Source organism: Actinoplanes subtropicus (assembly GCF_000721705.1).
Classification (GTDB): domain Bacteria; phylum Actinomycetota; class Actinomycetes; order Mycobacteriales; family Micromonosporaceae; genus Actinoplanes; species Actinoplanes subtropicus.
Genome location: NZ_JOJL01000011.1, coordinates 89,484 through 102,660, shown reverse-complemented (window position 1 = coordinate 102,660; position 13,177 = coordinate 89,484). Strand labels below are relative to the sequence as shown.

Sequence of the window (13,177 nt, the reverse complement as noted above, 5' to 3'; positions counted from 1 at the left end):
AGATCTGCCTCCCCAAGGTCGTGATCTACCGGTAGTGCCGGACCTGGCCGAGGATCGGGCGCAGGCCGAGCAGGAACAGGCCCAGCAGCGCGAGGGTGCTGCCGAGGTAGAGCGCCGTGTCGGCCGTCGGAGCGGACGTCCGGCCCAGCAGGGGCGCGGCGCCGAGCCAGGCGCCGATCCCGACGTGCGCCGCCATCGCGGTGAGCAGGCAGGCGCAGAGCCAGCCGAACCGCTCGAAGCCCGCCAGGACGAACGCGGAGTAGTAGGCGCCGCCGAGCACGACGTGCGCGGCGACCATCAGGGCGCCCGGTCCGGTCAGCCGGCCCGCCGCGTCCAGCCCGGCCAGCAGGACGAGGCCGAGCGCGGCCGGTACGGCGAGGCAGGCAAGCGTTTCCCTGCCGATCAGCCACCACATGCCGTGGCCGAACTCCCGCGGGCTGTGGCTGCGGCGGGTGAGCCCGACGGCCTCGGCCTGGAACCGTTCGGCGCGCCACTCGACGAAGCCCATCGCGAGGATGAGCGGCGCCACCGCGATCGCCAGGTCCAGCCGCGAGTTGAGGTACGGCGCCGAGGCGTGCAGCAGCAGGACGGCCGAGCAGAGGCCGTACCAGGTGACGCCGGCCAGTCCGGACAGGTCCGCGCGCGCCGGCCGCTCGTTCTCGCCGTGGCCGCGGGTGGCCAGAAGAGCGAACGCGAACGCCGCGGCCAGGCCGGCGGCCGCGGTGACCAGCGCGGCCGGGCGCATCGCCGGGCCGGCCGCCAGATACGCCAGCCCGGCCAGGACCGCGGGCGCCATCGCCGCTGCCTGGAGCGCCTCGCGGCGGTAGAACATCAGCACCGTGCCGGCCAATTGGTAGGCGAGCTGGCACGCGCAGAGCAGGACCAGCCCCCAGCCGCCGCCGGCCAGGCCGGCCACCGCGAGCCCGGCCAGCGCGCCGGCCGCCGGCGCGGCGAGCAGGGTGACGCGCAGCAGGCGGGCGGCCGCACCCGGCCGGTACGAACCGAGCAGGCGGTACGCGGCGAACGCCACCGAGCCGGCCGCCGTCCAGCCGAACACGCCCGCCACGACCAGCGCCGGGATCACCGCGCGCTGGTCGAGCACCGCGAGCACGGCCGGGAAGACGGCGGCCGGCAGGGCGTAGAGCGGCCCGTGCGCGAGCAACCGCAGCGCGGCGCGCCACCCGTGCGCCGCCCCGGCCGGCTCGGCCGTCGCCTCGGCGGGCGGGCCGAGCCGGCGGAACACCTCGGCGGCGAGGGCGAACACGTCCGGGAATCCGTACTCGACGCGGGCCACCCGATCGGTGCAGCCATCCGCCTCCAGCGCCGCGGCGACCTGCAGGGCGTCGACCGCCCGGGCCAGCGCCGGCCGGACCCGGTCGACCAGTTCGTCGAGCGGATCGGTCGAGACCCGCGGCAGCACGACGGTGTGCTGCGGCGGCGCGGTCTCCTCGACGGATTTCAGCTCGTCGATCGTCATCGCGCGCCGCCCCGGAGGTCGACCGGCACGGCGGGCCGCAGGACGCGTGGCGGCTCGGCGCCCGGCAGCGGCGCGGCCAGTCCCTCGTAGACGTTGCGGTACATCTGCAGCGACTGGCTGAGGGTGAAGTGCTCGATGACCCGGGCGTGCGCCGCGGCGCCGAGGCGGTGCCGCAGCTCGTCGTCGCGGAGCAGCCGCACGCACGCCTCGGCCACCGCGGCGTGGTCGCGCGGCGCGACGACGATGCCGGTGTCGCCGACCGCCTCGGCGACCCCGCCGACGTTGGTGCAGACCGTGGGCCGACCGCACGCCATGGCCTCGACCACGGTGTACGGGAATCCCTCGGAGATGCTGGTCAGCGCCACGATGCTGCCCGCGTGGTAGGCGTCCACGGCGTTGCCGATCCGGCCCTCGAGCACCGCCGCCCCGCCGAGACCGAGCTCGCCGATCAGCCGCTCGCACGACTCGTGGTAGATCCGGTTGACCGCCGGGGTGCCGCCGAAGATCCGCAGCCGCGCGGCCGGGATCTGCTCGCGGACCAGAGCGAACGCGCGGATGAGCGTGTGCAGGTCCTTGAGCGGGTCGATCCGGCCCATGAACGCGATGGTCGGCGCCTCCGGCTCGGCGACGGCCCGCGGGAACTCGGCCGGCTCCACCCCGTTGTACATCGTCCACATGCGTTCCGGGTCGGCCCCGTTGTGCAACTGCCAGCGGCGGTTGTACGCGGAGTGCGGCGCGAGCACATCCGTGATCAGGTACGCCGCGCCGGCCAGCGAGCGGAAGAAGCTCAACGCGAGGACCCGGACCGCGTGCGACGCGTCCTCGTGCAGGTAGGCGATGTACCGCTCGCGCAGGTAGATGCCGTGCTCGCTCATCACCAGCGGGGTACCGTGCCGCCACTTGGCGGTCATCGCGGGCAGGGTGGACAGTCCGTTCATCGAGCAGTGCACGATGTCGGCCTCGACCACCGGGGCGCTCAGCGGCCGCAGCATGTGCTCGATGAGCCAGGCCGCCTCGATCGCGTCGGCCACGGTCGGCGCCGGGCCGGTCTCCTCGACGCGCAGCTCGCGCCACGCGTCGAGGGTCATCCCGACGGCGTCGTTGGACAGCAGCGCGGCGCTCAGGTCGCCGCCCGTGGCCGCGTACTCGTAGAGCCCGCGCAGCGCGAGCAGGAAGAGGCTGCGGCTGGCCGCGGCCTGGTCGCTGCCGGTGGCCTCGAGCGGCGTGACGAGCGCGCGGAGGAACACCTCGTAGGACTCCCGGAACGCCGCGCCCGGCCGCGTCCCGCCCGCGGTGGGACGGCCGGTGCCCCGGCCGCCCCACAGCGGGATGGAATGAACGCGATCGAGATTGTCCGGTGCGGCGAAGACCGCCTTCTCGGTCCCGTCGACGGTCAGCGCCACGACTTCCCAGCGGTAGTCCGGGATGCCGCGGATGAGCTGCTCGCACCAGATGCTCACACCGCCCATCGCGTACGGGTAGGTCCCCTCCGACACCAACGCGACGCGCACGAGGCCCGCCGGCTCAGGCTCGCGGCACGGCGGCGAGCGTCACGGCCGTGTTCGCGCCGAGGGCCACCGGTGTCGTGACGTCACTGCCGTACGTGCGCGACGAGGCACCCTGCACCCCGGTGATCTCGACCGTCCCGGCCAGCGGCGAGGTCACCGTGACCGTGCCCGCCGACCGGTCGTAGACCGGGTCGACGCCCGCGCCGAGCTGGGCGAAGTGCGCGTCCCGCTCCGCCGTGTACCCGGCCAGCGTGGACCAGTCGAGGTTGAGCAGCGGCGTCGTGTAGTACGACGCGTACCGGCTCACGATGTTCTGCACCCAGTCGCCGACCAGCGTCCGGCCGGAGCCGTAGTCGTTGGTGTTGGCGATGTGGAAGGTGTTTGTGTTGATCGATCCCTCGACCACGTGCTGCAGCCCGATGCCGCCCTCGTACGCCACGATCTGGTCGTACGTGCGATCGGTCGGCCAGTACGGGAACTTGCCGTTCGGTCCGTAGAAGGAGTTGTAGAAAGCGGTTTCCTCGTCGGGCGTGGTGACGAAATAGGCGATGTTCGTCGGCCAGTCCGGGACCACCGAGATGCTCGGCTCCATCGGGTGCACGATGTTGGCGTTGTAGTGCGCCGGCACGTGGCTGGCGAACGACATGTTGCCGTGCAGGTACCTGATGTTCAGGTCCTTCGCGGCCTGCAGCAGGTTGGGGTTGGAGCCGGTCAGACCGTGGTCTACGGGCACGCAGGTGTCGCAGTTGGGGTCCTGGGTGTAGACGCCGAGGCCGGAGTACTCCGGGGTCTTCAGCACGTCGTCCGGCGGGGTCAGGCCGATCGCCTTGCCCGCGGTGCGGTTGTTGTTGATCTCGGCGTACGTCGTCGCGTAGTCGGTCGCGTTGAGCTCGGGATGGTTGAGCGTGTGGTTCAGCCACCGGAAGTGCGTCTCGAGGCACTTCGTGGTCGCGGTGAGCTGGGTGGCGTCGCCGTCCGGGCTGCACTGGTTGCCGGCGAACGGGTCGATGTCGGCGCCGTTGTAGGCGAGGTTGTACTCGAACGGGGCCGCCTGCGGGTACTGGGTGCGCAAAGCGATCTGCTGGTTGTCCAGGTTCACCATGTCGTGCGCGGTGACCTGCCAGCCCGGGGTGTACTCGACGTGGCCGTCCGGGTAGTAGTGATCGGACGTGTTGAACCAGTCGTCGATGTCGACGTTCAGGTAGTGCCGCTGCTCACCCAGGTAGAGGCCCTTGGTCGCCCACCGGATGAGACCGGGCACGAGCAGGTCGGACTGCAGCAGGTACTGGTTGGACGTGAACGTGAGCGCGAGCCGCTCCCGCCCGTCGGTGGAGGTGGTGCGCACACCGAGCACATTGGTGCCGTCGGTGAGCGTGGCGTCGGCCGAGCAGCCCGCGACGATGCTGGTCCGATAGACGTACGACTGCTGCACGGGGATCGTGGCGGTCGGCTGGAGATAGTCGAAGACCCCGGCGCCGGCCGGCGTGAGCGAGACGTTGAGCGGGGTGTCGCCGACCGAGGTCTCGCCCGCCGACTGCAGGCAGTAATCCTCCGGCCAGGTGCCGTAGCTGGTGTAGAGCGCGGCCTGGCGCACGCCGTAGTTCCGCTCGTAGGCCCAGAGAATGTTCCACTCCGAGCTGTCCAGGCCGGTGAGGTAGCTGCCGCCCGAGGCGTACAGCTGCATGCTGTTGGTCAGCAGGATCGCGTTGTACCGGCCGACACCGTCGGAGCGCACGAGGGTGTCGGTGGTGACCGTCGTGGTGGCGTCGTACAGCACGTCGTAGGCGACGCCGAGCCGGTCGAGGGTCGCGGTCAGCGTGGGCACGCCGAAGTCGTTGCTGTCGGTGGCGACGACCAGCGCGCGCAGCGCGACACGATCGGTGGCGCCGGCCGCGGCGAGACTCTTGGCGGCGGTACGCGTGACGGCAACCGAGCCGGTGCGCCGCGGCAGCGGGGCGGGCCGCGTCACCTTGGGCGGCGCGACCTGGCCGTAGCCGGCCACCTGCGGCGCGGCGCCGGGGTGCGAGGGGGGCTGGGCGTTCGCGGGGGCCGGCATCGCGGCGACGAGAGCGCCGGCGGCCAGTGTCGCGAGGAGGGTGCGCAGCGCTCGGCGGTACGCGGGACGAACCAGGGCCATCAGGGCGCCTCCTGGCAGATGCGAGTCCATTCGGGGAGCGGGCCGACGGCGAGTCTAAGAGAAACTTAAGGTTCCCTGCCGTCCCGCAATGAAGTCCTCTGCCGGACGCCCGGATTGATTGACACGCATTGACGATGGTGATAGCTGACCGGCTCGTTACCCCGATCGCGCCGTGTTACGCCACGGAAATATCCACCTGACAAGCGAGTTCACGGACATCGATGTCATCACTCGTTAACATTCTTCACGTGATCACCTTCGCACGGGAAGAGCAACCTTTGTCCACTTAGGGCACGGATCATGCTGACTTGGGTGATCTCGGCGGATCCTTGATGCATGCAAAACGGTCCGGTATAGACGGAGGCGGGCGACTCCGGATTCGCGGAAGTTACTCGCGCGTACCATTCCTCTTTGATCATTTTGACAATTCTCGAAAAACACGGTCAGGGCGAAGGCCGCCGTTCGACATTGCCGAACAAAGGCGTTCGAATACGTCGGCCGATCCATTCTCGGGGACCGATCACAGGCCCACTGAGCGGTACCGCTGGACCGCGAGGCGGACCAGGAGCTATCCTCAATGAACTAACCAGTACGTTCACTCGCCGGGAGGGGACGGCCATGGCCGATCACCGGATGTCGATCGCCACCGACTGCCTGTCCGGGACCCTCGAGGACAAGCTGGCCGCCGTCGCGGCGGCCCGGTTCCACGGGGTCGAGCTGGCCGAGAGCGACCTGGTCACCTCGTCCTGGTCGCCGGGACGGATCCGGGAGGAGTGCGCGCGGCGGGGGCTCACGGTCGACGCGTACCAGCCGTTCCCGGACTTCGAGGCGGTCCCGCCGGACACCTTCGCGGCTAATCTGCGCCGGGCCGAGCGCACCTTCGACGTGCTGGAGCGGATCGGCGCCGGAACGGTCGTGGTCTGTTCGTCGACCTCGGCCGACGCGGTGGACGACGACGACCTGGCCGCCGAGCAGTTGCACGCCCTGGCGGCCCGGGCCGAGGCGCGCGGGCTACGGATCGCGTACGAAGCCCTCGCGTGGGGTCGCTTCGTGAACACTTATGCGCACGCCTGGCGGATCGTGCGCCGGGCCGCCCACCCCGCGCTCGGCCTGTGCCTGGACAGCTTCCATGTGCTCTCCCGCGGCGACGATCCGGCCGGGATCCGGGTCATCCCCGGCTCGAAGATCTTCCATCTGCAACTGGCCGACTCGCCGCGGCCGACCATGGACGTGGCCGAGCGCAGCCGGCATCACCGGCTCCTTCCCGGGCTGGGTTCGTTCGACGTCGCCGGGTTCCTCGGCCGGGTGCTCAGCACCGGCTACGATGGGCCGCTCTCGCTCGAGGCGTCCAACGACGTGTACCGGCAGTCGGATCCCCGGCACGCGGCGATCAACGGGATGCGATCGCTGCTGGCGCTGCGGGAGGGTGTGCTCCCGGCCGCGCCGGAGCTGTCGGGCATCGTCTTCACCGAATTGGCGGTCGACCCGGTCTCCGGGCCGGAGGTGGCGCGGGCGCTCGCCGCGCTCGGCTTCGCGCACGCCGGTCAGCATCGCTCGAAGCCGGTCCAGCTGTGGCAGCAAGGGCGGGCGCGGGTGCTGCTGAACTTCGCCGCGGCCCGGGGTGTCGCGCCCGGGACGGCGACGATCGTGGCGCTGGCGGTGGGGACCGCCGATCCGGCCCGGTCGATCGATCGGGCCGAGCGGCTGCTCGCGCCGGTGCTCCCCCGCCTGCGGCAGCCCGGCGAGGCCGATCTGGCGTCGATCGCGGCGCCGGACGGCACCTCGGTCTTCCTGGTGAGCAACGAGGCCTGGCTGCGCGACTTCGAACCGGTCGGCGCTCCCGGCGGTGATCTGATCGGCGGGACCGACCACGTCTCGCTGACCGATTCGGTGGACGACTTCGACGAGGCGACGCTCTTCTACCGGGCCGTGCTCGGCCTGGGCGCCGGCGAGACCGCCGAGATCGCGGCGCCGTTCGGGCCGATCCGCAGCCGGGCGGCGAGCGACCCCGGCCATCGCGTACGGATCACGCTCAACACCGCGCCGATGCGCCGCGGCGACTGGGCGCCGGTGGTCCCCGACCCGCAGCAGGTCGCGTTCGGCACCGCCGACGCGATCGCGAGCGCTCAGGCGATGCGCGCGCTCGGCGCCCCGCTGCTGACCATCCCGGACAACTACTACGCCGACCTCGACGCCCGGCTCGCGCTCCCGCCCGATCTGCTCGCCGCCCTCCGCGCCAACTCGATCCTTTACGATCGCGACGAGCACGGCGCCTACCTGCACTTCTACACCGAGATGCTCGGCCACCGGGTCTGCTTCGCCGTGGTGCAGCGCGTCGACGCGTACGCCGACTACGGCGGCCCGACCGGCGCGCCCGTCCGGATGGCGGCCCACCGCGAGCGCCGGCTGCTCCGGCTGCGGCATTCCGTCCCGGACCAGCGCCACGACTTCTCGCTCGCACACCTGACCGCGCTCAGCCTGTCCCCGCCCGAACTGGTCGACGCCGCGGCCGAGGCCGGCTACCGGTACGTGGGCCTGCGGCTGACCCGGGTCACCCCGGTGGAGCCGCACTACCCGCTCGCGACCGATCCGGGCCTGATGCGGACCACCAAGGTGCGGCTGGCCGCGACCGGGATCGAGGTGCTCGACATCGAGCTCGCCCGGATCGGCCCGGACGACGACCCCCGCGACTTCCAGCGCTTCCTCGAGGCCGGCGCCGAACTGGGCGCCCGGCACGTCATCACCCAGCTGCCCGATCCCGACCGGGCGCGCAAAACCGATCGGTTCGCCCAACTGTGCGAGATGGCCCGGCCGCTCGGGCTCACCGTCGACCTGGAGTTCCCGTCCTGGACCGAGACGCCGGACCTGAACGCGGCCGTCCGGGTGCTGCGCGGCGCCGACCGGCCGAACGCCGGCATCCTGATCGACCTGCTCCATTTCGCGCGCTCCGGATCGAGCGTGGCCGACCTGCGGCAGTTGCCGGCCGAGTGGTTCCACTTCGCGCACGTGTGCGACGCCCCGCCGGGGGTGCCGGCCACCAACGAGGGACTGATCCACACGGCCCGGTTCGAGCGGCTGTTCCCGGGCGAGGGCGGGATCGACATCCACGGGATTCTCGGCGCGCTGCCGCCCGGGCTGCCGTACGCCCTGGAGATCCCGAAAGCCCAGCTCGTCGCCCAGGTCGGCGGCAAGGAGCACGCCCGCCTGGCGATCGCCGCCGCCCGTGCCCACCTGGACCGGCCGGTGGCGGCCTGAGCGGCGGATCACGTCCGGCCTGGCGCGAGCCACTGGAGGCGCGTGACAATCGAGGCCTGACCTGGAGGTGAACGTGCCCGTTATCTCGAAGCTCGCAGCCCCTGGCACCCAGCGTCACCAGGACGCCCTGGCGGTCCTCGACGCGACCCGAGCGGTCGTCGCCCTCGGCTGGACCCAGCGCACCTGGTTCGTCATGGAGACCCCGCGCGGCCGGCGCCGCCTGGCCCAGCGGTTCTTCCCGACCCGGCTGGACCATCGCCGCGTCGTCGAGGCGTGCCTGGTCGGCGCGGTGGTGCATGGCGCGCATCGGCTGAGCTCCCGCCCGGAGTATGCGTACCCGGCCCTCGACGCGCTCTGGAACGCGCTCTTCGATGCCGAGGCCACCGGCGACCCGGTCGGCCCGCTGACCCCGCCGCTGGTCCGGGCCGCCCGGGTCCGCGACCTCACCACCTGGAACGACCGGTCGTACCGGACCAGCCAGGATGTGCTCCGGCTGATCGACCTCGCCACCGCCCGCGTGTCCGGGGCGTACGCCCGGAGGAATTGACGGTCGTCGACGAACCATGACATCTGTCATGGGTGCGCGCCCCCCGAAACGATTAAGAAACTTTGTTAAAGGTTTCGGGAGGCCTCATGAAACGACTGTTCATAGCCGGGGCCGGCGCCCTGGCCCTCACAGCGGCCGGTGTCGCCGTGGCGACGCAGGCCGGCGCCGCCACCCTCAGCAGCAACTGGTACGCCTCCGCCCCCTACCTGATGCCGTTCGACAACAGCCCGCCCGATCCGGTCGAGGTCATGAACGCCACCAGCCAGAAGGCCTTCCAGCTGGCCTTCATCCTGGCCCCGAACGGCGGCGGCTGCTCGCCGACCTGGGACGGCACCCGAGCGGTCTCGTCCGACTCCGACGCCGGCGCGCTGATCGATCGGATCCGCTCGAACGGCGGCGACGTGAGCGTCTCGATCGGCGGCTATGGCGGCACCAAGCTCGGTCAGACCTGCGGCACGCCGGAGGCGACCGCGGCCGCCTATCAGCAGGTCGTCACCAAGTACGGGCTCAAGGCGATGGACTTCGACCTCGAGGAGCCCGAGTACGAGAACACCGCGGCCGTGCACAACGAGATCGGTGCCGCCCGGATCCTGCAGCAGAACAATCCCGGGCTGTACGTATCGATCACCACCGCGGGCACGGCGTCCGGCACCGGCTGGTTCGGCACCCAGATGCTCAACGAGGCGAAGTCGCAGGGCTTCACGCCGGCCAACTACTCGATCATGCCGTTCGACGGCGGGTTCAGCGGGGCGAGCTCGCAGGTGGCCGCGCTCGAGCAGTTCCACGCCCTCCTGATGAACACGTTCGGGTGGGACAGCGGCACGGCGTACGCGCATGAGGGCATCTCGCAGATGAACGGGCGCAGCGACTCCGGCGAGTACTTCCGGCAGGCCGACTTCCAGACCACCCTGGACTACGCGACCAGCCACGGGCTGGCCCGCTACACGTTCTGGTCGGTCAATCGCGATCGGCAGTGCGCCGATCCGAACCAGAGCACGACGTCGGGCACGTGCAGCAGCGTGCCGCAGAGCGCGTGGGAGTTCACGACCTACACGGCGCGGTTCGCCGGCGCGACGCCGCCCACCACCATTCCGACCACGAGCCCGACCACCGGCAACCCGGGCACGTGCACGGTGCCGGCCTGGAGCGCGACGGCGGTGTACGTCGCCGGCAACCAGGTGAGCCAGAACGGCCACAAGTACACGGCGAAATGGTGGACGCAGAACGAGTCGCCGGCCACGCACAGCGGCCAGTGGGACGTCTGGGCGGACAACGGCGCCTGCTGACTCCTCCGCGGGGGACGCAGACGCGTCCCCCGCGATCGTAGGTCATTGACATATTCCTGTATATAGATCGATTCTGGCCTGACATCGTTGTCATTGACATCGTTGTCAGGAAGGAAGTCCTCATGCTCAGAAGTGTCCTGGCCGCTCTCTCCGGACTGGCGCTGACCATCCCGACCGGCGCCGCCGCCCGGGCGGCCGACCGCACCGATCCGGTTTCCTACGTCAACCCGTTCATCGGCACCACCAACCTCGGCAACACCTATCCCGGCGCGGTCAAGCCGTTCGGCATGCTCGCCTGGAGCCCGCAGACCTCCCGGGGCAGCCAGATCTCCACCCCGGCCCCGGGCGGCTACCAGTACACCGCCACCAGGATCCGCGGCCTCAGCCTGACCCACCTCAGCGGAGTCGGCTGTTCCGGGGCCAACGGCGACATTCCCATCTTGCCCTTCGTCGGACGCCCGGCCACCTCGCCCAGCGCCGACACCACCGACTCGGTCTACGCGAGCACGTTCGCGCACGCCAACGAGGCCGCCGAGCCCGGCTACTACCGGGTCGGGCTGGACAGCGGCGCCGGCGCCGAGCTCACGGTCACCGACCGGACCGGCATCGGCCGCTTCACCTTCCCCGCCGACAAGCCGGCCAGCCTGCTGTTCCGCACCTCGCTGTCGGAGACCGGCAGCACCGACGCGACCGTCCACATCGATCCGTCGGCGCGAACGATCACCGGTTCGGTCAGCGCGGGCAACTTCTGCGGCCCGCAGAGCACCGACAACTCGCACGCGTACTACACGCTGCACTTCGTGGCGAAGGTCGACCAGCCGTTCGCGGCCACCGGCACCTGGAAGGACGGCACGCTCACCCCGGACAGCACCGACGCGCAGGGCGGCAGCGGCTACAGCGCGACCGGCCGGCCGGTCGCCGGGAAGGGCTCGGGCGGCTATGTCACGTTCGCGCCGGGCACCACGGCGGTGACGATGCGGGTGGCCATCGCGTACACCGATCTGGCCGGCGCGCAGCGCAACCTGGCGGTGGAGTCCCCCGACCGGACCGGTTTCGATCAGATCCGGGCGAAGGCCCGGTCGGCTTGGTCCGATCGGTTGCGCAAGGTCCGGATCGGCGGCGGTACGACCGATCAGCTGACCACGTTCTACACCGCGCTCTACCACTCCGCACTCGAGCCCACACTGACCAGCGACGCCGACGGCCGCTACTACGGCGCCGACGACAAGATCCACCGGTTGGCGCACGGCCAGCGTGCGCAGTACGGCACGTTCTCCGGCTGGGATCAGTACCGCGCACAGGTACAACTTCTGGCCATGCTCGACCAGCGGCAGGCGAGCGACTATGCGCAGTCGCTGTTCAACTACGCCACCCAGCGCGGCGGCGAGTGGGACCGCTGGCTGCTGGAGCACGGCAAGACCTCGGTGATGTCCGGCGACCCGTCGGCCGCCGCGATCGCCGCGATGTACGCGTTCGGCGCGCGCGACTTCGATGCCCGCGGCGCACTCGCGTCGCTGGTGCACGCCGCGACCGTGCCGACCGCGAACGACTCCAAGGACGACGGCTGCAACGTGGAGTGCGTCGGCCAGCGCCCGGCGCTCGACTTCGCGCTGACCAACGGCTACGTGCCGGCCGACGACTGCCACTGCTGGGGCGGCGCCGCCGAGACGCTCGAGGACGCGGCCGCCGACTACGGCATCGCGCAACTGGCCGGAGCGCTCGGCGACCGCAAGGCGTACCGGGCGTTCCTCGACCGCTCGCACAACTGGCGCAACGTCTACGACCCGGCCGCCCAGGCCGACCCGGGGCTCGCGCACAACATCCGCGAGCACATCACGGCGATCACGGCGAGCGGCGAGAACGCGCCGAACGAGGGCAAGGCGCAGGCCTTCGACGGCGACAAGGGCACCAAGTGGCTCACCTTCGCCACCACCGGCTGGATCGCCGCGCAGCTGGACGCGCCGCGCACGGTCGACCAGTACGCGCTCACCAGCGGCAACGACGAGCCCGGTCGCGATCCGGCCGACTGGCAGTTGCAGGGCTCGAACGACGGCAGCACCTGGACGACCGTCGACTCGCAGACCGGGCAGTCCTTCGACAAGCGGGGACAGACCCGGGTCTACTCGGTGTCCAGTCCCCAGCCGTACACCTCCTATCGGTTGACTGTCACCAAGAACGGCGGCGCCGACATCGTCCAGCTCGGCGAGCTCGAACTGGCCGATCCGGCGGTGCCGACGCCGGCGCCGATCGACAGCCCGTACGTCGGCTGGATGCGCGACAAGTACCGGGACGGCACCTGGGCCGAGGGCTTCAGCCCCTCCACCGGCAGCGGGTTCGTCGAGGGCACGAGTGCCCAGTACACCTGGATGGTCTATTCGGACCTGACCACGCTCGCGCGGAAGATGGGCGGCGACGACATCGCCGTGCAACGGCTGGACTCGTTCTTCCGCAATCCGGACGGCACGTTCGACCTGAGCGCCACCAAGGGCACCCGGATGGACGTCACCAACGAGCCGGACATCCAGACGCCCTATCTGTACAACTATCTGGGCGCCGCCTCGAAGACGCAGGAGACCGTCAAGGCCATCATCGACACGAAGTGGGGCAGCGGGACCGGCGGCATCCCCGGCAACGACGACGCCGGCACGATGAGCGCGTGGTACGTGCTGTCCGCGCTGGGCCTCTACCCGGCCGTGCCGACCCGGGCCGAACTGGTCCTGACCACGCCGCTGTTCCCGCACGCCGAGGTTCGCCTGGCTAGCGGGCGATCACTGGTGATCGATGCCCCCGGTACCGCATCGGCGCACTACATCGCGGGTCTCCGGGTGGACGGAAGGTCGACCACGAAGGCGTGGCTGCCGGCCCGGGCGGTCACGGCGGGAGCGCACCTGACCTATTCGCTCAGCACCACGCCGAGCGCCACGTGGGGCAGCGGACCGGGCGACGTCCCGCCGCAGAACTGACCGA

The 13,177-nt window shown here is 71.0% G+C and carries 6 protein-coding genes and 1 pseudogene; 4 read left to right on the top strand and 3 right to left on the bottom strand.

The genetic code is table 11. From position 1 onward, the window contains the following. Positions 1-25 precede the first annotated feature (25 nt). The 3 genes from IH26_RS0116885 to IH26_RS0116875 are packed head-to-tail and all read right to left on the bottom strand — an operon-like array spanning position 26 to position 5,122. The gene (locus tag IH26_RS0116885) at positions 26-1,477 is read right to left on the bottom strand and encodes a hypothetical protein (protein WP_030437159.1); all 1,452 of its coding nucleotides are present in this window, start codon (positions 1,475-1,477) and stop codon (positions 26-28) included. Then, on the bottom strand, positions 1,474-2,973 hold the full coding sequence (gene pelF / locus IH26_RS0116880; protein WP_245665247.1) for a GT4 family glycosyltransferase PelF: 1,500 nt from the start codon (positions 2,971-2,973) through the stop codon (positions 1,474-1,476). The genes IH26_RS0116885 and pelF overlap by 4 nt, the downstream gene beginning before the upstream one ends. Positions 2,974-3,001: 28 nt before the next feature. Then, positions 3,002-5,122 carry an Agd3-related carbohydrate-binding protein gene (locus tag IH26_RS0116875; protein WP_030437157.1) on the bottom strand — a complete coding sequence of 707 codons (2,121 nt, stop codon included), beginning with the start codon at positions 5,120-5,122 and terminating at the stop codon, positions 3,002-3,004. Positions 5,123-5,740: 618 nt separating this feature from the next. Here IH26_RS0116875 and IH26_RS0116870 point away from each other — a divergent pair. The 4 genes and pseudogenes from IH26_RS0116870 to IH26_RS0116855 all read left to right on the top strand — a co-directional run bounded on the left by IH26_RS0116870 (position 5,741) and on the right by IH26_RS0116855 (position 13,173). Beyond that, the gene (locus IH26_RS0116870; RefSeq protein ID WP_063763698.1) at positions 5,741-8,377 is read left to right on the top strand and encodes a TIM barrel protein; all 2,637 of its coding nucleotides are present in this window, start codon (positions 5,741-5,743) and stop codon (positions 8,375-8,377) included. Positions 8,378-8,450: 73 nt separating this feature from the next. Then, positions 8,451-8,924 carry a DUF6197 family protein gene (locus IH26_RS0116865; protein ID WP_157437227.1) on the top strand — a complete coding sequence of 158 codons (474 nt, stop codon included), beginning with the start codon at positions 8,451-8,453 and terminating at the stop codon, positions 8,922-8,924. Positions 8,925-10,057: 1,133 nt separating this feature from the next. Continuing rightward, positions 10,058-10,207, top strand: a pseudogene (locus tag IH26_RS64490) (carbohydrate-binding protein); the annotation flags it as partial. 125 nt (positions 10,208-10,332) lie between these two features. Next, positions 10,333-13,173, top strand: coding sequence for a GH92 family glycosyl hydrolase (locus IH26_RS0116855; RefSeq protein WP_030437153.1), 2,841 nt, complete (start codon positions 10,333-10,335; stop codon positions 13,171-13,173). The last annotated feature ends 4 nt before the right edge of the window (positions 13,174-13,177 follow it).

Coding starts and splice junctions, on each gene's coding strand:
- IH26_RS0116875 (WP_030437157.1), bottom strand. CDS start 5,122: ATGGCCCTGGTTCGTCCCGCGTACCGCCGAGCGCTGCGCACCCTCCTC.
- IH26_RS0116885 (WP_030437159.1), bottom strand. CDS start 1,477: ATGACGATCGACGAGCTGAAATCCGTCGAGGAGACCGCGCCGCCGCAG.
- IH26_RS0116855 (WP_030437153.1), top strand. CDS start 10,333: ATGCTCAGAAGTGTCCTGGCCGCTCTCTCCGGACTGGCGCTGACCATC.
- IH26_RS0116870 (WP_063763698.1), top strand. CDS start 5,741: ATGGCCGATCACCGGATGTCGATCGCCACCGACTGCCTGTCCGGGACC.